21 protein-coding genes and 3 pseudogenes are annotated in these 24798 nt (G+C 57.5%); 9 read left to right on the top strand and 15 right to left on the bottom strand.

What is annotated here, in order from left to right; genetic code table 11:
- Positions 1-4: 4 nt before the first annotated feature.
- The 6 genes from EO133_RS10530 to EO133_RS10505 form a co-directional block, all read right to left on the bottom strand.
- Positions 5-994 carry an ABC transporter ATP-binding protein gene (locus tag EO133_RS10530; protein WP_127072604.1) on the bottom strand — a complete coding sequence of 330 codons (990 nt, stop codon included), beginning with the start codon at positions 992-994 and terminating at the stop codon, positions 5-7.
- Positions 991-2004 carry an ABC transporter ATP-binding protein gene (locus tag EO133_RS10525; protein WP_127072603.1) on the bottom strand — a complete coding sequence of 338 codons (1014 nt, stop codon included), beginning with the start codon at positions 2002-2004 and terminating at the stop codon, positions 991-993. Before EO133_RS10525 ends, EO133_RS10530 begins: the two co-directional genes overlap by 4 nt.
- Positions 2001-3221, bottom strand: coding sequence for an amidohydrolase/deacetylase family metallohydrolase (locus EO133_RS10520; protein WP_127072602.1), 1221 nt, complete (start codon positions 3219-3221; stop codon positions 2001-2003). The genes EO133_RS10525 and EO133_RS10520 overlap by 4 nt, the downstream gene beginning before the upstream one ends.
- Entirely contained in the window at positions 3221-4084 is an 864-nt protein-coding gene (locus EO133_RS10515) for an ABC transporter permease (RefSeq protein ID WP_127072601.1), read from the bottom strand. The genes EO133_RS10520 and EO133_RS10515 overlap by 1 nt, the downstream gene beginning before the upstream one ends.
- On the bottom strand, positions 4084-5025 hold the full coding sequence (locus tag EO133_RS10510) for an ABC transporter permease (RefSeq protein ID WP_127072600.1): 942 nt from the start codon (positions 5023-5025) through the stop codon (positions 4084-4086). The genes EO133_RS10515 and EO133_RS10510 overlap by 1 nt, the downstream gene beginning before the upstream one ends.
- Before the next feature lie 158 nt (positions 5026-5183).
- Complete coding sequence (locus tag EO133_RS10505) at positions 5184-6716, bottom strand: ABC transporter substrate-binding protein (RefSeq protein WP_127072599.1); 1533 nt, start codon at positions 6714-6716, stop codon at positions 5184-5186.
- Positions 6717-7183: 467 nt separating this feature from the next.
- On the opposite strand from EO133_RS10505, the gene EO133_RS10500 reads away from it, so the two are divergent.
- Entirely contained in the window at positions 7184-8335 is a 1152-nt protein-coding gene (locus EO133_RS10500; RefSeq protein ID WP_127072598.1) for a coiled-coil domain-containing protein, read from the top strand.
- 336 nt (positions 8336-8671) lie between these two features.
- Here the strand turns inward: EO133_RS10500 and EO133_RS10495 are convergent, their stop codons facing one another.
- On the bottom strand, positions 8672-9580 hold the full coding sequence (locus tag EO133_RS10495; protein ID WP_127072597.1) for a GntR family transcriptional regulator: 909 nt from the start codon (positions 9578-9580) through the stop codon (positions 8672-8674).
- Positions 9581-9864: 284 nt separating this feature from the next.
- Here EO133_RS10495 and EO133_RS10490 point away from each other — a divergent pair, with 284 nt between their 5' ends.
- From EO133_RS10490 to EO133_RS10460, 7 genes are all read left to right on the top strand, one after another.
- Complete coding sequence (locus EO133_RS10490; protein WP_244640713.1) at positions 9865-10827, top strand: ABC transporter permease; 963 nt, start codon at positions 9865-9867, stop codon at positions 10825-10827.
- Positions 10828-10872: 45 nt separating this feature from the next.
- Positions 10873-11820, top strand: coding sequence for an ABC transporter substrate-binding protein (locus EO133_RS10485; RefSeq protein WP_127072595.1), 948 nt, complete (start codon positions 10873-10875; stop codon positions 11818-11820).
- 67 nt (positions 11821-11887) lie between these two features.
- Positions 11888-12673: an ATP-binding cassette domain-containing protein gene (locus EO133_RS10480; RefSeq protein WP_206513501.1), complete on the top strand. Its 786-nt coding sequence runs from the start codon at positions 11888-11890 to the stop codon at positions 12671-12673.
- A gap of 22 nt (positions 12674-12695) precedes the next feature.
- Complete coding sequence (locus tag EO133_RS10475; RefSeq protein ID WP_127072594.1) at positions 12696-13703, top strand: zinc-binding alcohol dehydrogenase family protein; 1008 nt, start codon at positions 12696-12698, stop codon at positions 13701-13703.
- Positions 13700-14815 (top strand): mannitol dehydrogenase family protein, encoded by a 1116-nt coding sequence (locus tag EO133_RS10470; RefSeq protein WP_127072593.1) that lies wholly within the window; start codon positions 13700-13702, stop codon positions 14813-14815. The genes EO133_RS10475 and EO133_RS10470 overlap by 4 nt, the downstream gene beginning before the upstream one ends.
- 4 nt (positions 14816-14819) lie before the next feature.
- Entirely contained in the window at positions 14820-15818 is a 999-nt protein-coding gene (locus EO133_RS10465) for an aldo/keto reductase (protein WP_127072592.1), read from the top strand.
- Positions 15819-15828: 10 nt separating this feature from the next.
- Entirely contained in the window at positions 15829-16077 is a 249-nt protein-coding gene (locus tag EO133_RS10460) for a hypothetical protein (protein ID WP_127072591.1), read from the top strand.
- Between the two features lie 468 nt (positions 16078-16545).
- Here EO133_RS10460 and EO133_RS10455 read toward each other — a convergent pair.
- The 3 pseudogenes from EO133_RS10455 to EO133_RS10445 all read right to left on the bottom strand — a co-directional run.
- Positions 16546-16716, bottom strand: a pseudogene (locus EO133_RS10455) (transposase); the annotation flags it as partial.
- A 66-nt stretch (positions 16717-16782) separates the two neighbouring features.
- Positions 16783-17644: pseudogene (locus EO133_RS10450) on the bottom strand (IS3 family transposase); the annotation flags it as partial.
- A gap of 43 nt (positions 17645-17687) precedes the next feature.
- Positions 17688-17849 (bottom strand): annotated as a pseudogene (locus tag EO133_RS10445) (IS110 family transposase); the annotation flags it as partial.
- A gap of 174 nt (positions 17850-18023) precedes the next feature.
- On the opposite strand from EO133_RS10445, the gene EO133_RS10440 reads away from it, so the two are divergent.
- The gene (locus EO133_RS10440; protein ID WP_127072590.1) at positions 18024-19055 is read left to right on the top strand and encodes an Ldh family oxidoreductase; all 1032 of its coding nucleotides are present in this window, start codon (positions 18024-18026) and stop codon (positions 19053-19055) included.
- Positions 19056-19543: 488 nt separating this feature from the next.
- On the opposite strand, the gene EO133_RS10435 is transcribed toward EO133_RS10440, so the two are convergent.
- From EO133_RS10435 to EO133_RS10420, 5 genes are all read right to left on the bottom strand, one after another.
- A complete protein-coding gene (locus EO133_RS10435) occupies positions 19544-20236 on the bottom strand; it encodes an MgtC/SapB family protein (RefSeq protein WP_188681858.1) in 693 nt (230 codons plus the stop codon).
- A gap of 245 nt (positions 20237-20481) precedes the next feature.
- Complete coding sequence (locus EO133_RS10430) at positions 20482-21393, bottom strand: bifunctional GNAT family N-acetyltransferase/nucleoside diphosphate kinase regulator (RefSeq protein WP_127072588.1); 912 nt, start codon at positions 21391-21393, stop codon at positions 20482-20484.
- 452 nt (positions 21394-21845) lie between these two features.
- Entirely contained in the window at positions 21846-23045 is a 1200-nt protein-coding gene (locus EO133_RS10425) for an MFS transporter (RefSeq protein ID WP_244640714.1), read from the bottom strand.
- Positions 23046-23186: 141 nt separating this feature from the next.
- Positions 23187-23324, bottom strand: a complete 138-nt coding sequence (locus EO133_RS20250) for a hypothetical protein (protein ID WP_164734976.1) — start codon at positions 23322-23324, stop codon at positions 23187-23189.
- 162 nt (positions 23325-23486) lie between these two features.
- Complete coding sequence (locus tag EO133_RS10420) at positions 23487-24050, bottom strand: PTS sugar transporter subunit IIA (protein WP_164734975.1); 564 nt, start codon at positions 24048-24050, stop codon at positions 23487-23489.
- Positions 24051-24798: the final 748 nt, after the last annotated feature.

Genomic DNA, 24798 nt, shown 5'->3' with positions numbered 1-24798 from the left:
ATAATTACGAAGCGACCGCCAACTCACTTTGGCGAATGCAGGCCACATGATGATTTTCCCCGATATGCTCGGCCTGCGGAACGGTTTGGGCACAGGCATCGATTGCATGCGGACAGCGTGTGCGGAAAACACAACCCGATGGCGGATCAATGGGGCTGGGAATGTCGCCCTGCAAGGGAACGCGGGTTCGTTTGCGCGTTGGGTCTGGCACTGGAGCCGTTGCCAGCAGCGCCTTTGTGTAGGGATGGCGTGGGCTGCCATAGACGGCGCGGGCTGGCCCGCGTTCCATGATACGTCCCAGATACATCACTACCACTTCGTCGCACAGATATTCGACCACCGAGAGATCATGGGCGATAAACAGTAAAGTCAGCCCCAACCGTTGCTGCAGATCGCTCAACAGGTTGAGAACCTGCGCCTGAACTGAAACGTCCAGAGCCGAAACTGGCTCGTCTGCCACCACGAATTCGGGTTCGACCGCAAGGGCGCGGGCAATCCCGATCCTCTGGCGCTGCCCACCTGAAAATTCGTGCGGAAACCGGCGGCCATGTTCAGGCTGCAGCCCAACCAGCGTCAGAAGTTCGCCGATCCGCGCCTTGCGACGCTCCCCTTTCGGAAAATTGCAGGCATCGAGCGCTTCCCCGATGATCGCTTCAACCCGCATGCGCGGATTAAGGCTCGAAAACGGGTCCTGAAAGATGATCTGCATGCGCTGGCGATAGGCGCGCATCTGCTTTTCCGGCAACGCGAAAATATCAACGCCATCAAAAATCGCCTGGCCTTCGGTTGGTTCGATCAGCCGCAACAGCGTGCGTCCGGCCGTGGTTTTTCCCGACCCTGACTCACCAACAAGCCCAACCGTTGTGCCGCGCCGGATTTCAAAGCTCACATCCTCGACCGCATGAACAGTCCGGCCATTGCGTGCAGGAAAGCGCTTGACCAGTCCGCTGACCGTCAGAAGTGCATCGGATCGGTTGGTTTCGGGTACGTTCATAGTTCTGAACTCCTCAGGCAGCGCGACAGCCTGTCCGCTCCTGCATCGGTCAGGCTGGGCGGCATGGCATGGCAGGCATCGATCGCGTATTCGCAGCGCGGGGCAAAGGCGCATCCCGGTGGCAGATTGGTTATGGGAGGCACGCTGCCCGGAATTGAATAGAGCGCCTTGCGTGTGCCGCCCGGTTCCAGATCGCGCGCAGCATTGGGCGTACAGGCCAGCAGCCCCTTGGTATAGGGATGCTTCTGGCGTGCAAAAAGATCGATCACCGGCGCGTGCTCGACAACCTGACCGGCATACATCACCACGACCTCATGGGCGATCTCGGCCACAACGCCCAGGTTGTGGGTGATAAACAGGATCGACATGCCCATCTGTTCCTGCAGCCGCCGCAACAGGTCCAGAATTTGAGCCTGAATTGTAACGTCGAGTGCGGTCGTTGGCTCATCTGCGATCAGCAGCGAGGGGTTGCAGGCCAGCGCCATGGCAATCATGACGCGCTGCCGCATGCCGCCCGACATCTGATGGGGGTAGTCGTCGAGCCGGTTTTTTGCGTCCGGAATCTCAACCGCCTGCAACATTTCAAGCGTGCGCTTGCGGGCTTCGTGGCGATCGAGCTTGTTGTGAAGTGCGATCATTTCCCCGATTTGGTCACCGACCGTATAAAGCGGGTTAAGGCTGGTCATCGGTTCCTGGAAAATCATTGCGATCTCACGCCCGCGAATGGCACGAAAACCGCGGGGACCAAGTTTTGCCAAGTCCTGCACCTTCTCGGATCGGTCCCGAAAAAGAATTTCTCCGCTTTCGATCGCACCCGGCCTGCTCAGGAGTCCGATGATCGAAAGTGAGGTTACAGATTTGCCCGAGCCGCTTTCGCCGACAACGGCAAGGGTCTGGCCGCGTTTAAGGTCGAATGTCACACCATCGACCGCCTTGGCAGTGACATATTTGGTGCGAAACCAGGTGCGCAGATTGCGCACTGACAGGATCGTATCTGCATCAAGGGTCATGGCAGGGCCCACCCGCAATGGGGACAGTTGTCAAGCGCCACGTCGGGAGCAGGTTGATAACGATGCGCATCGACGGCCCTTGCGCCCAAAATGGCATGGCGCGGTTCGAAAACCTGATCGAGACGGCTGGAAATTCCCTTGGAGTCCTTGACCTCGAGTGTGCTGTTCTCAAGTTCAAAGATCGTAAATTCGGCAGGCTTGCCGATGCCGAGCAATCCGGTGTGATCAAGCCCGATCGCCTTTCGCGGCGTGGTCGTGGAGGCCCTTATGACATCCTCAAATTCCATCCCAAGCGAGAGCAGTTTGGACATCGTAGTGCCCATGTCCCAGACCGCGCCATCCATCGAGCGGTTATGTAAATCGGTCGAAATGGTCTGAGGCGTCAATCCCTTGGAAAGAGCGGCCTTGGCAACATCAAACGAGAATGATGCACCGCCATGCCCGACATCGAGCACAACACCCCGCTCTGCCGCGGCCACAACAAGTTCGTAAAGGTCCTCGTCTTCAAGAATGGAGCCGCCGACCTTGCCGTTAAAGCAATGGGTGACGATGTCGCCTTCGCCCAGAATGGCCAGTATGTCGTCATAAAGTGGGGGAGGTTCACCCACATGCACCATGATCGGCAATTTCAGGACACGACCGAGTTTCTTGGCAAGCTTTACCGGCACCAGGTCCCAGCCGCCCGAAATCACCGCGCTCGCCCGCACCTTGAGCCCGACGATCACGTCGCGATTGGCTTCGACACAAGCCGCGATGCGATCGATATCGATCGAGCGCATGTCGGCGAGTTCAGTTACCCGGTTGCAGGCGACAAGACCGATCGAACCGATATTAAGAAAGGCATAGACATTCTCGATTGCCGGCTCGATCATCAATTCGCGCAGGCCGTGAAAATTGGCTTCCCCGGCTGAGCCCGCATCCACCATGGTCGTTACCCCGTGATGGGCACCGCATTGTTCAGGCTTCAATGAGATATCCGTACCGCCATACCAGACATGGGTATGGATGTCGGTCCAGCCCGGCGAAACGAATGCGCCCTTGGCGTCGAGAATTTCGGCATTCCCATCCGCCGCAATGCCGGTGCTCACCTCCGTGATCGTGCCATCTTGTCCGATAAGGATATCGATAGCTCCGGTGGGTGTTTTTTCAAAGCCGACCGGTCTGGCATTGCGGATTAGAAGCGGACGATGAGAAGGTTCAAAGCGATTGCCGATCATCAGATATCCTTTGCAAGCCTTGGGTCGAGAAGGTCGCGCAATCCATCGCCGAGCAGTTGCAGCGCCAGAACGGTCACCACAATGGCAAGCCCGGGATAAAACAGAATCCAACCAGCCGAATTCATGAACTGGCGCCCCACCGAAATCATGGTGCCCCAGGTCGGTATATCGGGCGAAATGCCCACCCCGAGAAACGAAAGCCCGGCTTCTGCGAGAATGGCCTGCGCGAAAATGAAAGTGCCTTGCACAAGAAGCGGCGAGGTGATGTTGCGCAAGACATGCCGGAACAGGATAACGCGGGTGGGCACTGCGAGGGCACGTGCCGCTTCCACATAGGGCAATTCGCGGATGACCAGCGTTGAAGCGCGTACGACACGGGCCATGCGCGGCGCATAGACAATCCCGAGCGCTAGAACCACGTTGAACGCGGATGCCCCCAGCGCAGCAACAAGTGCAATCGCCAAAAGGATGTCGGGAAAGGCCATGAGCGCATCGATGAGGCGCGAAACCGGCGCATCGGCCTTGCGGAAAAAGCCCGCGATCAAGCCCAGCGTGATCCCCAGCAGCGAAGCGACAATCACAACGGCGAAAGCAACGGATAGCGAGGTGCGTCCGGCATAAAGCATGCGGGTAAAGACATCGCGCCCCAGATCGTCTGTCCCGAGCAGGAATTCCGGACTTGGCGGGCTTAGCCGGTTGACGATTGAAAGCTGGGCCGGATTGTAGGCCGTGAGCAGCGGTGCCAGGATTGCAGCAAGCACCACGAGCGTGATTGTTATCAATCCGGCAGCGGAGGTTGGGCGAGCAAGCAGTCGCTTTAACAGATTTGGCGTTTTGCCAGGTCCTGTAGCAATGGCGGCCATCAGTACCTCACGCGTGGATCGACGAGCAGATAGAGCATATCGATAAGAAAATTGATCAGGACATAAAGTCCGGCGACGATGAGCAGTGCGCCCTGAATGACAGGATAGTCGCGGCGAAGGACCGCCGAAACAATCAGGTTTCCAACCCCCGGCAAGGCGAAGACAGTCTCGGTGACAATTGCCCCGGAAATCAAAAGCGCTGCTGTCAATCCGACCACGGTGAGAATGGGGATGAGAGCATTTTTGAGCGCGTGTTTGACCACTACCCGCCATTCGGTCATGCCCTTGGACCGGGCCGTTCGGACATAGTCGTCGTTGAGTACGTCAAGCATGGATGCACGGGTAAAGCGCATGATCAGGGCTGAAGAGACGATGCCAAGCGTTGCGGCAGGCAGCACCAGATGATGCAGGCGTTCGACAAACCCAGTATAGGGGCCGCCATAGCCAGATGTCGGGAACCAGCCAAATTGCACGGCGAAGACCTGTATGAAGATCAGTCCCAGCCAAAAGCTTGGCACCGATGCTGCAAACATCGCAATCGCCGTCATTGCCTGGTCGAACAGCGATCCGCGCCAATAGGCTGACGCAATGCCAATCGGCAGCGCGATGATCGTTGCGATACCGAGCGAAAAAAGAGTGAGAAAGAATGTCGGTTCTGCACGCATCCATAAAGCGGTGGTGACCGGCTGACCCAGAAAAATCGATTGGCCGAGATCGCCGCGCAGGATGCCTCCAATATAGGCTACAAACTGCTGAAAGATCGTACCGTCGAGGCCAAGCCTCTGGCGAAGTGCCTGAACGTCGGCAGCGGTGGCGTCCGGGCCGAGCATGACGGCGGCGGGGTCGCCAGGTGTTACTCGGACGATGATGAAAACGATGGTGACGACAATAGCCATCACCGTAAGCATGCCGACAAGGCGATTGAATGCAGCGCGCAACATGATGGATCCCTTGGCTAATGCAAAGTTTGGGGAGGAGGAACCCGCAAATTGACAACTCAAGTTGCGAGGGTAGGACGCTCCTCCTCCCCAAGACTGACCGGCTCCCGTGTCCCCGTGAAAAGCGGTAAACCGGGAAAACAGGAGACGGTTAGACGAGCTTACTCGGCCAGATAAGCATTCCAGAAATAGGGCCAAGGCGCAGGATTCATGCCTTCAAGATTGCTCGATTGCGCAGCGACTGCATTGAAATTGCCGACCTTGAACGCTGGCACTTCTTCGTAGATCACTTCTTGCACCGCCGACCAAAGCTCAACGCGGCGATCAGGGTCTGCTTCGGCATTGAATGCGCCCAGCGCCGCGTGTTTGGCGTCCGACACCCACCAGCCGGGCGAGGTGTCGGACATGATCCCGGTCAGGGACGGTTCGGGCAGGAAAGGTGAGTGGGTTATATAGATATCCCAGAGCGCGGGATCGGTGCGCCGCTGGGTCAGCGTTGCCCATTCCACCACGTCGAGTTGCACGTCAAAACCTGCTGCCTCGAGATAGGCTTCGGCCACCTGCGCCATGGTGTAGTGGAACTCATACTGGCGTGAGGTCAGGATGCGGACAGGTGATCCATCATACTCGGATTCGGCCAGAAGGCTCGCTGCGCGCTCCATATCGCCGCTCGGATTATAGGGTTCGATGCCCGCCTCGGTGTGCCAGACATAGCTGTCCGGATACATCGGCGCTTCGGCTGCGAAAAACTCTTCCGAGCCAAAGGCCGCCAACAGCATGTCATGGGGCGCTAAGCCAGCTTGCACGGCTTTGCGGGTCGTAAGGTCCGCCATCACGCCTTCGGCGGTATTCATCACAAAGACGGGCCAGCCGAACGGTGCAAGCATTACCGGTTCTGTCTGCCCGCTTTCGATACGGTCATAGGCTTCCACGGGAATGGAATCTACATAATCGAACTGCCCGGCAACCGCGCCTTCGATGCGCGTATTGGCGTCGGGTACTGGAACAAAACGGATTTCATCGAGATATTGGGCGCGACCGCCACCATATCCGCTGGCATCTTCCTCCCGGCTTGCATAGTCCTCAAAGCGCGTAAGCTGGATGAACTGGTCGGGGCGGCGTTCGCCGAGCTGATAGGGGCCGGTACCGATATAATCTTCCATCACGTCATTGCCCGCGATTTCAGCCGGAATGACAATGGCTGCGGAATTGTTGAGTGAAAGCAACGATAACAGCGGCGCATAAGGTGTTGAAAGGGTGATTTCAACCGTCAGGTCATCGATAGCTGCAACGGATTCCACGACTTCAGCGGTCTGCAACCCACGGCTTGCGATCCGCAGCCAGCGTTCGAGCGATGCAACGACATCTTCAGATGTCATGGCCGATCCGTCATGAAAGGTAACGCCATCGCGCAGGGCGATGGTATAGGTCAGCCCGTCTTCGGAGATTTCCGGCAGGTCTGCTGCCAATAGTGGTGCCACAGCCCAGTTTCCGTCAAACGTATAGAGCGTTTCAAACATGTGCTGGGTGATGATCCCAACCAGATCGGCCGTCGAGGTCATCGGGTCGAGGGTGGGCGGTTCGCCGATTGTTGCAACATCGATTGCCCCGCCATGGGACTGGGCATGTGCAATTGCAGGCAAGGATGCGCCCGCCAGAATGGCAGCCGACATCAGCTTGAGAAATGAATTCATGACTATGCTCCCTTTGTTCCAATGATACATAAATATGGAATACATATCACTGTTATGTCAGGAGAGCACAAGAAGGCGTGGAGGTCAACTTTCTTGATATTCATCTGAAAGGACGCTGCGCGTGCCGGACAGGAGTTCTTCCGTTCGCTTGAAGCAAACCTGTTCTGTTGCGTGTGATTGTTTCGTACTGACCACGTCAATTGAAAGAGAGCACATCCATGGGCCAGGTAAGCATTGTTGGCATGGACCGACTTGCACAGAAGGGGTTGCTTCCTGCCATCGGCTTGTCCCGGAGCTGAGAAAATAGGCTAACCCAGCCTTGCCCCAAAAAACTTGGTATGCAACCTTTGGCTTCTGGAGCAGTTATTGCACCTACCAAACGTACAGTTTTCCGACGTTAATCGCGATAGTCGATCATTGCTTGGTCACAAGCATTATCAACGATCAACCCAGCACGGACGCACTCCATGGCCGACATGTCGAAGCGCTTGCGCGAACCACTCGTTTTCACTCTTGTTGTTGTCGCCGTGGCCGGATGGCTTTCACTTTTCGCGGTGTGGATCAACACTGCCGGCCAGTCCAGTCAGCAAGAGCAGGCCATCTCAGCGCTGACCAATGAGCGTGATCAGATGGCCGGGGAACTGGAGGCCCGCGACGCGGCCACCGGCGCTTTGGCCGAGACCGAAGCCGAACTTGCAGAGGCCCGAGAGCAACTGGATTCAGTTTCTGCTTCACGCGATGCCATCAACGCCGAACTGGCAACACGCGCAGACGAACTGGCCAGCATTGAGGCAGATCTTCAAGCCCGCCAATCGGAAGCTGACGAGGCCGACCAGCGACGGGCAGAGGCCGTTGCTGAGACAGAGGCTTTGACGGCGCAGCGCCAGGAATTGAATGCCCAGCTTGAGACCGCCAACGATCAAGTCAATGACGTAGGGGAGCGGCTGGAAGAGATGCGTGCCCAAGAAGCCCAGGCTGCTGCACGATTGGCACAAATTACACAAGAATCTGCTGATGCAGCTGCCACATTGTCGGAAAACCAGTCCCAGCTGCAGTCGATGCGCGAGGAACTGGCCCAACTACAGGGCGAGATGACCGAAATCTCCACGCGAAGCCTGGAAACACAAGCGGAAATCGAGGCTCTGGAACAGCAGGTAAACGATGCCACCGATCGCCGCGACCAGCTTGCCCAGGAAGTGGAAGGCTATCTGGTCCAGCGTGACGAATTGCAACCTCAGGTCGAGGAACTGGCCGCTACCGTTACCGCGAGGGGTGAGGAGCTGTTGGCACTGGAAGAGCGTATTGGTGAGGTAAGCGCAACAGCGGACGCTGCCCGCACCACCGGGCGGTTTGTCGTGGGTGAGGGCGATACCCCGTCTGGCCTGACGTTGATCCTTGGCGATGACAATCGGTTTGCGCTTTCAAATGCGCGGGGCCGTTTGGTCGAGGGAACCTACTCGCGCACCGAGAGCGAACTTGTGCTCTCCGATGCGACGGGCGCGCTCGGCGACGCCAGTTTTCCGATGACCTGTCCCATCACGGATTCTGGCTCCGGGTTCACCGTTTCCGAAGCTGAAGGATGTCTTCTCGCGGGCCTTCAGTTCGAACGCGTTTTCTGACCACAAAACTTTGACCAGTGCAGCCGACACCGCTCATCCCGACGGCGCGAGCATCGCTTGGAGATAGGGCTTGTTGTCATCGAGCATTTGTTTTTTTGCAGGTTCGTAGACCTCGGGCGATGCCGTTACTGCCGGTCAGCGCTGTAACGCGTAAAGCGCCTGGCGCCAAGGTGGGAAAGAGCCAAACGTGTGCAAATGCGTGCCAGTGAGCTTTGAGGTTTATGCCGCAGATGCACTCGGATTGATTGGTTTCGATGGATACTTTGACCGGTGCCTCGTTGGTCAGACCGTTAGGCTGCTGCGCGAAAGCTGTCGCCCATTCCTCGGCGCGCTCAATTACGATACAAGTGTGTCAGCGGCGCCGGTCGAAGCCAGAAGCGTTTGGCGGGCCGTTGCAAGATGAGCCAACGCGGCAGATTGCGCGGCCTGCCAATTCCGGCTTTGTAACGCGTCGATGTAGGCGAGGTGCTCGCTGATTGCGACGGTGTTGCGTTGCCGCTCCCACCGCTTGTTCCACTGATAATGATAGTGGAAAATCATCGAGATCAGAGACTGAAATTCGCGCGTAAAGCGGTTGTCCTGCACACTGTTGATCGTTGTGTGAAGTCGATCGTCGAGCGATGAAAAGTCGCGATACCGCACCTCGATATGTTCAAGCAGCGCGATATGATCGCGCTTGAGCTCGTCTAACTGCGCCCAAACCGGATGGTCGGTCGCGAGCGCAACTAGTTTTCGCACTGAAGTAAGTTCGATCATCTCACGGAACTCCGACAATTCGATTGCATATTCCGCCGTAAATCCTCGCAGTACCCACCCACCTGTTTTCAATCGCTCGACAATGCCGAAGCGCGAAAATCGCACGAGGAATTCATGTAGCGCATGCGGGGTGCAACTGAATTGGCGTGACAATAGGGAAACGTTCAGCCGGGTGTCGGGGGCCACATCGGTACGCAGTACCCATTCGAGGAAGTATTCCTCGAGGCGCACCGAGACACTTTCGACTTCGTCGTCGGGAAACCGATCCGATGCGTCAGGGGATTTGAGCAGCTTTTTTCGTCGTCCTCGCCAGGAAATTATGCGCATCTTTTGCAGCCGCTCGAGAACCGCACGTACGATTGTGCGGCTGACTCCCAATTGCCGCGCCAGAATGGTCTCAGATGACAGCTCGCTTCCAGCAGGCATTGCGGCGAGTGAATCAAGCATCTGGTTGAATGCTGTCTTGTATCGGTCGTTTGTGCGCGCCATTTCAAAGATACCGTTCGGTTACAAATCACTGAATTAAAACAAAAAAATCTCACTATGTATATAAATAATTAAAAACAGTTGACCGATAGGAATACGACATGGCTTGATTGGGTTCAAGATGAACAAGAGCACGCAGGGTCGTGCCGATATGATTTGAAGAGTACCTCGGCAAACGCCGTATGGACCTTCGGAGGACGAAAAGGACACCGATAATGAGAGTTTTCGGTTCGAGCGCGGCGAGGGCTGCGCTTGTCGGGAATAACGGCCTGTCAATACGCGCCGACATGTTGCACCGCATATCGGCGCTCGTAACCCTTTTGGGGCTCATCATTGCCTTTGCGTTCCTCAACAGCGCCTTTCTGAGCCTCAATAACGCGATGACCATCCTGCTTCAGACTGCAGTCATCGGTCTATTGGGCATCGGGCTGACGATTGTCATTCTGACCGGCGGCATCGATCTAAGCGTGGGCTCGGTGCTCGCACTTTCGGGCACTGCGGCGGGGCTATTGGTCAAGGCCGGGCTGCCCGTGCCTGTCGGCATGGGCGGCGGTTTGGTGGTGGGCACGCTATGCGGGATGGTCAATGGCTTTGTCATCACGCGGCTGCGAATTGCGCCGTTTATTGCAACCCTCGGCATGATGATGATGGCCCGCGGACTGGCGTTACAACTCACTGGTGCGTCGCCCGTCTCCCAACTAGGTGCCGCCTTCGGCTGGCTGGGCAATGGCGCGCTGTTCCGTATTGTTGAAACCCAGTCCAATGGCCTGCCGCGGATGGTGTTCCCCGGCATTCCGTACCCGGCCATCCTGCTTCTTATTGTGGCGTTGGCCGCCACTTATATGCTCAAGCGGCGGCAGTTCGGACGCCACGTCTATGCGGTTGGATCGAACGAGGAAGCAGCACACCTGTCGGGTGTGAACGTCAATCACACCAAGTTCGCCGCTTATGCACTTTCGGGGTTCCTTGCCGGGCTGGCCGGGATCGTCCTGATGTCACGTCTCGTCACCGCTCAGCCCAATGAGGGCGTTATGTACGAACTCGATGCTATTGCGGCGGCGGTCATTGGGGGCGCGTCTCTCATGGGAGGCGTGGGCTCTATCTCGGGCACCATGATTGGTGCCTTCATTATCGGAATTTTGCGCAACGGGCTCAACATGGCCGGTGTCTCCGCCTTCATCCAGCAGATCGTGATCGGTGGCGTGGTGATCGGGGCCGTCTATGTCGACCAGTTGCGCAATCGGCGCTGAGGCGCGTCGCATTTCGCCTTGGACTTAATTAAACAGGAGGAAACAATGAAGTCCGTATTTCGCTGCCTTGCGCTTGTCGGCGCTGTAGCAGTCACCGCAATTCCGGCGACCGCAATCGCCCAGGAAATCGCCGTGATCGTCAAGACCACGAGCTCCAACTTCTGGCAGAACGTCAACCGTGGCGCGCAGGCCGGCGTGGAAACACTGGACGGCTATACCATGAGCTTTGACGGCCCGGCGTCAGAATCCGACATCGCCGCACAGGTCAATATGGTCGACAACGCGATCAACCGCGGCGTAGCGGGCCTCGTTCTCGCACCGTCTGATCCCGAAGCCCTGGTCCCTTCGGTACAGCGCGCCTATGAGAGCGGCATTCCGGTGGTGATCATCGATTCCGCACTCGCTCAAGGTGCCGAAGACTATTACCAGGCCTTCCTTTCAACCGACAACAACGCTGCCGGTCAGCTGATGGCCCAGACAATGATTAACGCTGTCGGCCCTGAAGGCCAGATCGCAATCATGTCCTATGTGCCGGGCGTCGGATCGGAGATCGGTCGCGTCGGTGGCTTCACCGATTATATCGAAGCCAACTCCAACATCGAGATTGTCAACACACTCTATTCGCAGTCACAGATGGCGACCGCCCTCAATCAGACGACCGATACTCTGTCTGCTTATCCCGAGCTTGACGGTATCTTTGGCGCCAACGAACCGACCGCCGTCGGCATGGGGCGCGCCATCGTTCAGGCGGGCCGCGAGGGTTCGCTCGTCGCGCTCGGCTTTGACGGTAACGAAGACCTCCAGCAGTTCGTTCGCGACGGCGTGCTGGAGGCGATTGCTGTCCAGGGCTCGTTCCAGATGGGTGAAATGGGCGTCCAGACGATTGCCAAGCTCCTTGCCGGCGAAGAGGTCGAGGAATTCATCAATACCGGTGTCGTTCTCGTGACTAAGAACAATATCGATTCTGAGCAGGCCCAGAACGTCCTTTATTAGGGCACGGCTTAGGAGGGCGGACTACAGCCCGCCCTCCGCCCCCTCTTTCGACCGAGAAGATATCATTATGAGCACCTCCAATTCCAGCGCAGCGCCCCTCGTTGAAATGCGAAACATCTGCAAGCATTTCGGTGGCGTACAAGCGGTCCGGGATGTGTCTGTGGACCTCTATCCCGGCGAAGTCGTGGGTATCCTTGGACACAACGGCGCCGGCAAATCGTGCCTCATGCGCATGCTTTCAGGCGCAATGATCCCGTCTTCGGGGGATATCTACCTCGATGGCGAGAAGATCGAAATCGCGAGCCCTACCGCGGCACGCCAGCACGGTATCGAGACGATCTATCAAAATCTGGCCCTTGCCAATCATCTCGATGCTCCTGCCAATCTCTTTTTAGGACGCGAACTCAAGACACGCTTCGGCAACCTTGACGATAAACGGATGTTTGAGGAGGCCAAGGGTGTCCTGCAGCGTCTCAACCCCAATTTCAAAAATCTGTCCGATCCGGTGGTGAGGATGTCCGGGGGGCAGCGACAGGTTATCGCGATCGCACGTGCCATCCACTTCAATGTCCGAGCGCTGATTATGGACGAGCCAACAGCGGCTCTTGGGCCTTCGGAAACCGAAATGGTCGCCGAACTCGTGCAGAAGCTGCGCAATGAAGGCATCGGAATATTCCTGGTCAGCCACGACATGCAAGATGTTTTCCGACTCTGCGACCGGGTGATGGTCATGAACAACGGCCGCAATGTCGGCTCCCACAAGATTTCCGATGTAACGCAGGACGACGTTCTTAGCCTCATCATCAAGGGATCGCTACCCTCAGGCTGGCGTCCGCGGGGGGCAGCAGCTTGAAATTGACGCTTAGGAATACACCATGAAAACGCTCGTTTGCGAGCAACCCGGAACATTGCGCCTCGAGGATCGTGCGTTTCCCCAAAGCCCTGGGGAAGGCTGGGTACCGGTCGATATCAGCCATGTGGGTATCTGCGGCACCGACTACCATATCTTTGAGGGTAAGCACCCTTATCTCCAGTACCCTCGCGTCATGGGGCATGAATTGTCTGGACGCGTCGCTGAAAACGCCGGGGCGTTGTCCAAAGGCGATCTGGTCATCGTCAATCCTTATGTCGCCTGTGGCACCTGCCGGGCCTGCCTTCGAGGCAAGCCCAATTGCTGCTACAATATCGGGGTACTGGGGGTGCACCGCGACGGTGGGATGTGTGAGCGGATTTATGTGCCTGCGGAAAATCTCTATCCTGCGCCGGGCCTCGAACCTTACCAGGCGGCGATGGTCGAATTTCTTGCTATCGGCGCGCATGCCGTCCGCCGATCGGAGGTTGAGGAAAACGATCGCGTACTGGTTGTCGGGGTGGGACCTATCGGTTTGGGCGTAGCGCTCTTCGCTCGGCTGCGAGGTGCCCAGGTGCACCTACTCGATTCCAGTCGCAAGCGGCTTGAGATGATTGCGGAAAAATTCGAGTTCGACAGCGCCATGAGCGTGGACAGAGGTGCCGATGCGGTCATGGCCCCGACCGACGGGGAGGGCTATGACGTGGTCTTCGATGCTACAGGCAACGCAAACGCCATTGAAGCGGGCTTCGCCTATGTTGCGCATGGCGGAACCTATGTGCTCGTCAGCGTCGTGACCGAAACCGTTACCTTCGCGGACCCAGAATTCCACAAGCGCGAGATGAAGCTTGTGGGCAGCCGCAATGCAACGCGTGAAGACTTTGAGACGGTCATTGCAACGCTCAAGGCCGGCGAGATCGATACGAAGTCCGTCCACACCCACAGCGCCCGGCTGGACACGCTGGCCAATCAATTCAATGACCTGCTCGAAAATCGCGATACGGTGATCAAGGCTATTGTTGAGGTTTCATGACCAGCGCCATTGTCCAATTCGGCACCAGCCGGTTCCTGCAGGCCCATGCCGATCTGATGCTGTCCCAGGCTCGTGACGCCGGGCAGGAGGTCGGGGCCGTCACGGTGATCGAAACCACCGGCTCACCGGCCAGCCGCGCGCGGGTCGCTGCCTTTGCCAAAGGACATCCTTTCCCGGTGCGCATTCGTGGCCTCGAACATGGTAAGACGCGGGATACAACCTATGACGTGCGTGGGATTGAAGCTGGGCTTTCGGCGCGCACCGATGTCCCCGCGCTGCGCGAGGCCTTCATCAACGCGCGTTATGTGCTGAGCAACACGGGCGATAAGGGATATGCGGTGCCGGAAGACCCCGATCCCACTTTGAATGGGTGGAGCGGTTTCCCCGAATTGCTTACCGCACTGCTGCGCGAACGCTTCGAGGCCAGCGGAACTCCGCTAACCCTTTTGCCCTGTGAACTCATCTCGCGCAACGGCGACACTCTGCGGGGCATCGTTCTCGATCTTGCGCGCCGAGGTGCGGGGAACGCGGCGTTCGTGCGCTGGGTCCAAGATCGCTGCATTTTCGTCAATGCGCTTGTCGACCGCATCGTTTCCGAGCCAATCGACCCGGTTGGGGCCGTGGCCGAGCCATACGCGCTCTGGGCGCTGGAAGCCCGACCCGGCTTCGTGCCTCCGTGCACCCATGATCAGATGGTGGTCGTTCCCGATCTGGGGCCTATCGAGCGCAAGAAACTCTTTATCCTCAATCTCAGCCATACCCTTCTCGCGCAACGCTGGCTCGATCGTGGTGCACCGGAAAGACTGACGGTGCGCGAGGCGATGACCGATGCGAAGACCCGCGCCTGGCTGGACAGTATCGTGACGCAAGACATTCTCCCCGCCTTTCCAGCCGACGATGGTGCATTCGCCTATTGGGCGCAGTGCCGGGAGCGGTTCGACAACCCTTTCCTCGATCATCGTATTGCCGATATCGCCAACAACCATACAGCCAAGATCGAACGGCGGGCCAGGGGGTTTCTCTCCTGGGCGGGTTCATCGGATGCCGGCAGCGCCACTTGTCCCAGGCTACGGGCGGCGTTCGGTGACGCGCTGAGCGAAGGCGAGGCGTAGCGCCATGAGCAACCAGGTTGATATTCCGCGCCTCGGATTTGGCGGTTCGGGCCTTGGCAATCTGTCACGCGCGATCAGTGAAGTCCAAGCTCAGCAGACCATGCAGGCGGCGTGGGACGGCGGACTACGGTATTTCGACACATCGCCGCTTTATGGTTTTGGGTTGAGCGAGTTGCGGGTCGGGCAGTTCCTGCGCGGCCAACCGCGCGCCGATTACAAGATCTCGACCAAAGTGGGCCGCTATATGGTCCCGCCGCGGGGGCGGGCTTACGACACTGGCATGTGGGCAGCGCCCCTCGATCTGATGCCTGTGCTCGACTACTCGTATGACGCCACGATGCGTTCGCTTGAACAGTCGCATGCCCGGCTCGGGCTGGCCGATATCGACATCGTCTATATTCACGACTTGGACCGCCGCAATCTCGGTACGGATTTCGACCGCCATTATCGGGTCGCAATAGAGGGCGCCTATCGCGCGCTGGACCGATTGCGCAGCGAAGGCTTTGTCAAGGCTATTGGGATCGGGGTCAACGAATCCGACGTCGCATCCGATTTCATGGCCGAAACCGATATCGACCTTGTTATGCTCGCCGGCCGCTACACCCTGATCGAGCAGCCCGCGCTGTCCGACTGCCTGCCTATGGCGGAACGGAAGGGGGTCGGAATTGTCAATGTCGGAGTCTTCAACTCCGGCGTTCTGGCCAAGGGCGCGGAAAGCGCCACCTACGACTACGGCGCGGTTCCTGGACACGTCATCGAGAAGATCGAGGTGGTGCAGTCGATCTGCGAGGTATTCGCGATTAGAATGCCGGCAGCGGCGGCCCAGTTTTCCCTTGGTCATCCGGCAATCGCCTCGGTGGTTTTTGGAATGACGAGGCCCGGCTCAGTCGAGCAGACGCTGGACTATCTTGCCGAGGACATCCCCGACGCCTTCTGGCAGGCGCTCATGGAGGCGGGTATCGTCGATGTCCGCGTTCCAATGCCCAAAAGATCGAACGCCTGAGCACAGGGACATGAACGAACCCCGAAACCACGCCGCCTTGGTGTTGAACGCCAGCGACAATGTCGCAGTGACACTCGATCAAGTGCGGGCCAAAGCCGAGATTGGGCCCGATCTTTTATGTGCCCGGCGCATTTCCATCGGGCACAAGGTCATCATCCAGGCCACTGCGGAAGGCGCGTCCGTGCGCAAGTTCGGCCAGATTATCGGCTCAGCCACCCCAGGTCGAGGAACTGGCGGCCACCGAAACTGCGCGGGGTGAGGTAAGCGCAACAGCGGACGCTGCCCGCACCACTGAGTGGTTTGTCGTGGGTAACGGTGATACCGCGTCTGACCTGACGTTGATCCTTGGCGATGACAATCGGTTTGCGCTTTCAAATGCGCGGGGCCGTTTGGTCGAGGGAACCTACTCGCGCACGGAGAGCGAACTTGTGCATGTCCGATGCGACAGGCGCGCTCGGCGACGCCAGTTTTCCGATGACCTGCCCCATTACAAAGTCTGGCTCCAGCTTCACCGTTACCGAAGCTGAAGGATGTCTTCTCGCGGGCCTCCAGTTCGAACGCGTTCACTGACCACAAAGCTTTGACCAGTGCAGCCGACACCGCTCATCCCCAACGGTGCGAGCAGCGCTGGGCGGTAAGACTGGTCGTCATCGCCATTTGTTTTTTTTGCAGGTTCGTAGGACTGGGCGATGCTTTGCGCGCGATATACGTGCGCAAACGATGCTTGGCGAACCTTGATAGTCTCAGAGACGTCCTTGCCGCCATACGTCGCCTTGTATTTATAAAAACTGGCACTGCTGACGCCGTGCTTGCGACAGACCTTCGCAGTTGGCATCCCCGCCTCCTGCTCCTTGATCATCGCGATAATCTGTTCCTCAGTGAACCTGCTGCGCTTAATTGTCCGTCTCCAAAAGTGGGCGGACTCTACCAAAAAATGGAGGAAGTTTGAGGGCTCAGGTCAAGCGATTGCTCGTTTCAAAGCACTGATCGCCAAGTTCGACTTGAGCCAGTCGCTGGTTGCCCATCCCACGATGCGCCGGGAGTAAAGATCGAGCACGATCGCCAGATAGAGCCAACCCTCATTGGTCCAGATATAACTGATATCAGCTCCCCACTTCTGATCCGGCCCCGTGCAAAAGAAGTCCTGGGCCAGCAAGTTGGCGGCCACCGGGCCGCCATGATGGCTATCGGTGGTTTTCTTGAAGCGCCGCTTTTGCAATGCCTTCAGCCCATTCTCCCGCATGAGACGAGCGATGCGATGACGACCGACGGAAAATCCATCTTCCGTCAGTTCAGCGTGCATGCGGGGTGCGCCTAGGTCTGGTTCGACGTGTTGAACTGAGGGCGAAATTTGAGCCAGAAGAACCAAATTTTGCTGCTGTCGAGCGCTGGCAGGACGCCCTTTCCAAGCAAAATAGGCGCTTTGGCTGACCTCAAGAACCTGACAAAGCCAATAGATGGGGAAATCCTTTTTCGCCTCATCGATAAGCTTGAATCTCATCGTTCGGCCTGGTCGCTCGACCCAATGGTGCTCCGGGCCTCGCTCCCTCCTTGGCGAAAAAAGCTGCTGCCCGCTTCAAAATCTCCCGCTCCTGGCGAAGCAGTTCGTTCTCCTTGCGCAATCGTGCCAGTTCTTTCGCACTATCATCGTCAGGACCGGCGAGGATTTCAGCATACCGATATTGGCGGTTCCAGCGTGTCAATGTCGACAAACCTATGCCCAGGTCCGCAGCCAGCTGGCCGATCGTTCGGTCACTGGTTTGTGTCAGCCGGCCAGCTTCCTTCTTGAACTCTGGCGTGAAGAGTTGGCGGTCTTTGTTTCCCATAGAAGCCTCGTGTTGCTCTTTAAGCTATCAGAAAGTCCCTCCACTTTTTCGGGGTAAGTCCATCTCGCGTTCGAAACTCCATTGCACGAGCTTGTTGCTGCTCGCTCTTGGGCTCGACATACCGCATGGTGGGGCGGTTGGCCGCTTCTGCGATTGCTTCAGCGTCGGCTGCATCGTTCTTTTGCCTTCTGACGAAAGGTTTGACGTCAACACGCCGAATAGAGAAGACAATCAACAGTCGAGACATCGCGCGGCCGCGGGCTTGCATCTGAGACGCAATCTTGCATACAGTGTGTATTCAAGATTGCAAGCCGTGATCGGGCGTGCCGGGCCGCGCCTGCCGACCCGGTGAACCCTTTACGCGAGAATGGAAGCCGACATGAGTCAAACCACCCTGACCTTCGACACCTTGACGGCGACGATCCGCGAGATCTTCCTGAAGGCGGGACTTTCGCCCCTTGCCGCCGCCTCGGTGGCGACGATCATCGCCGCCGGCGAGCGCGACGCCTGCAAGTCGCACGGCGTCTATCGCATCGAGGGCTGCCTGCGTACGGTCAAGGCCGGTAAGGTGGTGCCAGGTGCGCTGCCGACGCTGGAGGACGAGGGGTCGGGCGTCATCCGCGTCGATGCCGCCAACGGCTTTTCCAGCCCGGCTTTCGAGCTTGGTGCGCCGGTGCTGGCCGAGCGGGCCCGCAAGCTGGGTGTCGCGGCGCTGGTCATCAACCGCTGCACGCATTTTTCCGCCCTGTGGCCCGAGATCGAGACGCTGACCGCCATGGGCGTGGCAGCGCTAGCGATGTGCCCCAGCTACGCCGCCGTCGCGCCGGCCGGCGGCACGAAGCCGCTTTTGGGCACCAATCCGTTCGCCTTCGGCTGGCCGCGCCCCGGCGGCGACCCTTATGTGTTCGACTTCGCCACCAGCGTCGCCGCGCGCGGCGAAATCGAGCTTTACTGTCAATCGGGCCAGCAATTGCCTGAGGGCTGGGCCGTCGATGCCGGCGGCCAGCCGACCACTGACCCGGCCGCGGCGCTGGATGGCGCCATGCTGCCTTTCGGAGACCACAAGGGCTCGGCGATCTCGACCATGGTCGAACTTCTGGCCGGCGCAATGATTGGCGACCTGACCAGCGCCGAGGCGCTCGACTATCTGGGCACGACGACGCTGGCGCCGCATCATGGCGAGCTGATCCTGGCCTTCAGCCCGGAGCGCTTCTCCGGCAGCCGGCGAGGCGACCCCTTCGCACGCGCGGAAGTGCTGTTCGAGGCCATTGCGGGGCAGGGGGCGAGGCTGCCCTCGCAGCGCCGCTTCACGGCGCGCCGCAAGGCGATGGCGGACGGCATCACCCTCACCTCGGAGGAAATGGCGCTGATCGAGCGGCTGCGCTCTGGCGGCCTCGTCGCCGTCAGCTAGAGCGGCAGGCGGCGCGTGTTCCGGGTCCGGTCCGCAGCGTCCGCCGCTGCTTCACCGGCCATGTGTCGATAAGAAAAAGGGCCCTCCATCCGGAGGGCTTTTCTGCCCGGTCACGGCGCACGATCGTGCCAGCCAAGGAGGACAGGCGTATTTCTGCGCGCCGGTGCGGGCGTTCCAGTCCGTATACCAGCTATCGAACAGCTTAAGCTGCGACTAGGCCCAGCCGCGCTGGCTGCCTCCGTTTCGTCGGCAGCGTCTCCCTCGTGTCGCCGCTTATCAACTGCGCAAGCTCTGCGGTTCTCCAATGTTTTCCTGAGCGCGTAGAAGCTGGACGCCAGACGGCACCGATATATCGTCATGACGAAAGCAACAACATTCCGGGCATCCTGCGATGCAGCGTCGTAGGTCTCCGAGAAGTAGCCCTCCACCGTCTAGTAAAGTGCCTCCTCCTCTTCCTACAGCGGGATGAATACGTCCTTGACTTAGATTCAATCCCCAGTTGGCATGATCCTGTATTCTGTTACCTGCGGCATTGCGCGTAGTCGAGTCGAAAGGCCATCAAGCGCAACACCTTTTCGTCTTTGGATAGTCGCACGATATTCTACAGCTTCACCCCCGCCTGTAAGTCGGTGGGAAAGATTATGTACCGAAAACCCCTCTTTTATGACTTCGTCCCGGAGCTGAACCTCCGACAATGCCAGCTCTCGTTCGAACCTGACCCAAAGCGAGGCGTGGTACGATCTTGGGAGATGAGCTTCTACCCAACGAAGCCCAGAAAGAACCAGAAGTGTTGCCACAACGCCCGCCAAGGCCGGCAGGTAAAAACCGATACCTATCAGTATTCCCAATGCCGACGTAATCCAGACTGTCGCGGCCGTAGTCAGTCCTCGCACGTTCGCTCCTTGCTTGAAGATCACGCCCGCGCCCAGAAACCCTATGCCGGTCATGATGCCTTGGGCCATCCGTGTTGGATCAGTGCGGATCGCGTCCACCGGCATCTCAGTCATCCAACTGCTTTGGAAAACAGTCACAAGCATCAGGAGGGACGATGTTAGGCAAACCAGTGCATGTGTACGGAATCCGGCAGGACGACCATGGAATCCTCTCTCGAAGCCGATTGCCGCGCCGGCAGCCAACGCAAAGCCGATCCGGCTTGCAACCAAAGCAACTTCTTCAAACATTATCATTCCCATTCCGACCGGTAGATGTCTGGACCGATACTTTTCAGACCTTCAACAGCATCAAGCTTGGAGCAGTTTTTTCCGTCGACGGCTAACAACGGCGGGTCGTTAGCCGCTGCGCGCAATGACCCCTTGCGACAGCAACGCTGGCGCAGAACCGTTGTCTGGACGTCTATGCAATAAGGCAGCCTGGCGAGGATGCCGCGACAGCTCGATCCGTCGGGCACCTTCTACTCTGACACCAATTAGAGGTGAAAGTCGCCGGACGCTTCAGGTTGGTAGATGAGCGTCTGAATAGTGACCTCCTGGGGGCGGTCAGAGACCATCCAGTCGACCACGTCGCCTTCCCGATAGCCCAGGATCGCTGCACCGACATCGGAAAGCACGGACTGTTTGCCAAATTGTTCGTCAGCCTGTTGCGGATAGACAAGGGTCAATTCCTTGCACTCCCCTGCCAGCTGTAACACCACCTTGGAGTTCATCGTGACGACATCGGCAGCGATACGCTTAGGATCGACGATGGACGCCCGTTCGATTTCATGTTCCAGTTCGAATACCTTAGGCGCCCGATCTGCAGCAATGAGGTCTTCAAGGCGTGATTTGTCCGCCGTCGTGATGAAGAGCCCAGCGTCCTCGGACATGGCACCTGCCCGCAGTAACTGCAGATACCGTCCGACATCCATAGACAGGGAAAAACTCGTAGAACTCTCGTCAGCGGCGAGAAAACCGCATCGCTTGAACGCTCTCAGCGAACGGGCATTGTCAGGGTGAATTTTGGCGATGACACGCCTGGCTCGCATGTCAAAGAACGCGAGCTTAAGGCTTTGTACGATGGCACTTCCACCGAGCCTGCGCCCCCAATTGTCGTGGTCCCCGATAGCCAAAACGATCTCGCAGTCCATGCCACTTTTGACCAGTCTGACAAAACCAACCGGGACATCATCCCGGTTGTGGACCATAAAGAAGCGACCGCCCTGATTGAAAAGGTGTGTCAGAATCGGCATCTGGGTTCGGTTGATGGCTTGTTCGATAAAGTGCGAAACACCGCTCTTATCGCTCAGGAAGCGGGTGACGCGTTCATCTTCCAGCCAATCCATAAGGATCAATGCATGTGTCCGGGTGATCTCAGGACGTAACATAACAAACGGCTTGTTCATCTTCGCCAACCTCAGTTGCAAAAAGGAAAGCCTGTCACGTCATCGTCGTGCTGGTTCTTTCAAAAAATACAGGACGGTTGACCATACCGCAGAATCGCCACCAACGACCACCCGGCGGCAATTGGTCTCAGCCCGACACTACAGGCCATTCTGCCAGGGCAGATGTTTGGTTCCAGGTGCATTTTCACGGAGGTTACCCGCTCGCCACATGATATCAAAGGAGCGGCAACAAACCGCGACAGGTCCAAACAAGGTATGACGGATTCGCTGGACGATTTCGGCACTGGCTAAGCGCGCAACACGGGCAGTGCCAAAGATGAGAAATAAATTAGACTTTCAAAAAATGGTCCAGTGTTCATCTTTGCATCGACTGTCGAAGAGTAGCGCCGTCCAATCGCCGTCAAGAACACCCGGCTCGTCGTTTGCAGGTGTCACCTTTCTTGCAGATTGGTTCATCCGCCATCAAGGGACGTGCGGCTTTGCAGAAGCCAGAACCCAAAACCACCCACCATGCTAAGCATGCCTAGAAACATCAAAACGCCCGCAAGACCAAATGACGCGTTCACCGGCGCTGAGACCGCTTGAATGGCTGCTGCCCCGACAAAGAAGGACAAATTCACTGCCGAAAGCGCCTTGCCAGCATGCCGAGGCTCGACTGCAGCACGACCAAGCGCGAACAAGAGTGGCTGCACCGAAATGAAGATGCCGAATGCAACAACCAGTGTTATGTCGAAGCTTGCCGAGAGAGTTTCAGCGCCGAAAGCTCGTGCCAGCAATCCATTATCCGAGCCAGCCGGTAGCAGTATGAGTGCAACACCAGCAAGGACGTGGCCGATTGCCAATAGCGCGTAGGGGCGACCAAAACGTTTCTCGATGAGCCCCACCACCATGGGCATGGTAATCAACATGAGCGTCAAGGCGAGCAAGACATTCCCAGCGGAAACTCTGGCCATATCCTTTGCCTCCATCAACCAAGGGCCGGCCCACATTCCGCGGACACCGATCATCACCGCAAAAGACACAAATGCGAGGAGAATAACGCCGCGAAGCGCCGGTGAAATGCCAATTTTTAGCACTTCCCGGACCTCTGAACCTATGCTCGCAGGCATATCGTTCGATGCACGAACTGGTCGAATGGCCAGCTGCACGATAATAAGGACAAGCAGCGCAAACAGCGCAGGCAAACCGTAGGCAAGTCGCCAGCCATGATGTTCGATGAGCCATGCCATTGGACTGGCCGAGAGTATCATGCCGGTGTTGCCGATTGCCAAAATGACGGCAGACCAAAGAGCAAACCGGCTTGGGTCCGTCGTTCGCGCGGCATAGGTGAGAGGGCATAAAAGCATTCCGCAAGTTCCTATCCCAAGTACAATCTGGGTTATTGCAAAACCCGTGGCACCTTGCACAAACTCTGCCAAAACCGAACCAACAACCACTACACCCAACAGTGTGCTGACGACGGCCTTGACGCTGTAGCGGTCAAGCGCAACGCCCACTGGAATTTGTCCGGCAGCAAATGCCAGGTGATAAACCCCGGTCACTGCAGCGATATCGCCTGCCGATAGAGCCAGATCCCGTGCAACCAGATCAGCTGAAACTGCCGGAAGCGTTCGAACCAGATTGGAAATGGTGTGTCCCAGTGCCAGGACCATCAACGGCAAGGCGACTTGCCAAATTGTGCCATATGACGTGTTGGTATTGGCGGGAGGCGACATTGGGGGGCGGGAAAGCATAGTGGTACTCGTTTGAAAATGGAGAGTTGGGGGCAGCGGTTCTTCTGCCCCCAATGCGGCTTATTTTGCTTTTCGCTTGCCGGCCTCCGGTACACCCGATCCCGATATCAGGCCGGTGACCGAGTCAGGAGCGAGACTTTGCTTCTGTTTTTTCTTTTTGGGCTGTTTGCGTTGCTGGTCGCCCTTGCGTTTTGCCATTTGCCATAACCTTCAATACGTCCGCAGAGGCTTCTGGGACTGGAGGGGAAAAATTTTCGAAATTTGGAATGCTTGAATATCGTCCCTGGCCGCACTCATGTGCTGACCAGGGGCGATCCTCCTGTTTGAGTTCGCCTCCAGGTCACTAAAATGGTCATCGCGCTATGCTGCTTTTTTCGGCATGGTCCGCTCAGAGTAGATGCCAACGCTTGCCAGAATATCTTCTACGGCACATCCAGACTTAGCCGCGCGTAACTTGGCAGCCAAGTGGGGGAGCTTGGCAAGTCTCGCCAGCCGGGGCAGAGCAATATGCAGCCAGCGTATGTCATGGCGATTGCCCACGGCACACAGCAACACATCTACTGGACGGGCATCTTCAGCGCGGAAGTCGACGGGGTGTTTCAGGTGCGTCACATGAATCAGAGGAGGGCAGACCTGCTCAAAGATGGTGTGGGGTGCTGCAACGCCTGACCCTATGGCAGTCGATCCCAGCATCTCACGTGCCAGAAAGCAACGGGTAATGTCATGCGCAAATATCGCAGGTCTGAGCGTGCCAATGCGTTGACCTAAGGTGCTCAGTGCTGCCTTGCGCGATTTCGATAGATTATCGATTGTGAATTCTATTTCAAACGAAACACTTGAGAGTGCCATCACGAACCTCCGCCGGGTAAAGTTGAAGCCGACTAAAGAATTAAAGTTGTCGTGAATGTTTTCCCGGAAGTGCAAAGTGTTTCGCAGCTTCCGGGCTAGGCATCCCGGTCTGTAGGCGCAGACTTAAAAGTGTTTTTGAAGCCATAGGTGCTCATAGTTCAGAAAACCTAGCGTCGATAATAATTATGTCAACTGAGCATTTTTGTCGCGTGGCGCGCCTACTTGCAAAGACCACTTTGGGCGCTATGTTGATATCTATGCTCCGCAAGTCGATCAAAACTGCCTGTACCAGAACGCCAATCGGCGCACTCACCTCCCCCCGGGGCGGGGAATGTGTTTTGCGCTAGCGTCAATACACCGCCTCGGGACCATTTTGAGTTCTCGTTCTTTTTCGTCGCGCAAGCGTAAATGGAGGCCGGTGTGCGAAATTCTGTCAGCCCTTTTACTTGTCGTCATTGTACAGAAACCATTCCGCGGGCCGCGATGCGATGCCCGTGGTGTTTGAAACCACTACCAGACCATTGGCCTGTGCCTATGCCGCGTTCCGGTCCGCTCCGTCGCAATGTGTCACATCAGCGACTGTCCGGTGTCCTCTTGCGCGATTGATAGTATTGGTTCGCAAAACAAGATAGGCGATCAGTCGCTGGACTGCTCCCTTTCGTCACGTCAATCCAGTTAGGCGGACCTCTGGTCGCATGCCCTAGCCCAGACTTGACTTCCCCGTACAAAGGACTAGCTATAAACTTATGACTATCCGAGCGCGTTTGACACTTCAGGAAATGCTCATGGGACAGCCCGTAATAGGACTGTAACCCGAAGCTCG

Origin of the sequence: Pelagibacterium lentulum (genome assembly GCF_003992625.1) — a bacterium.
Taxonomy (GTDB): Bacteria; Pseudomonadota; Alphaproteobacteria; order Rhizobiales; family Devosiaceae; genus Pelagibacterium; species Pelagibacterium lentulum.
Note: the sequence above shows the minus strand (reverse complement) of the source record. Positions and strands in the feature narration are given on the sequence as shown.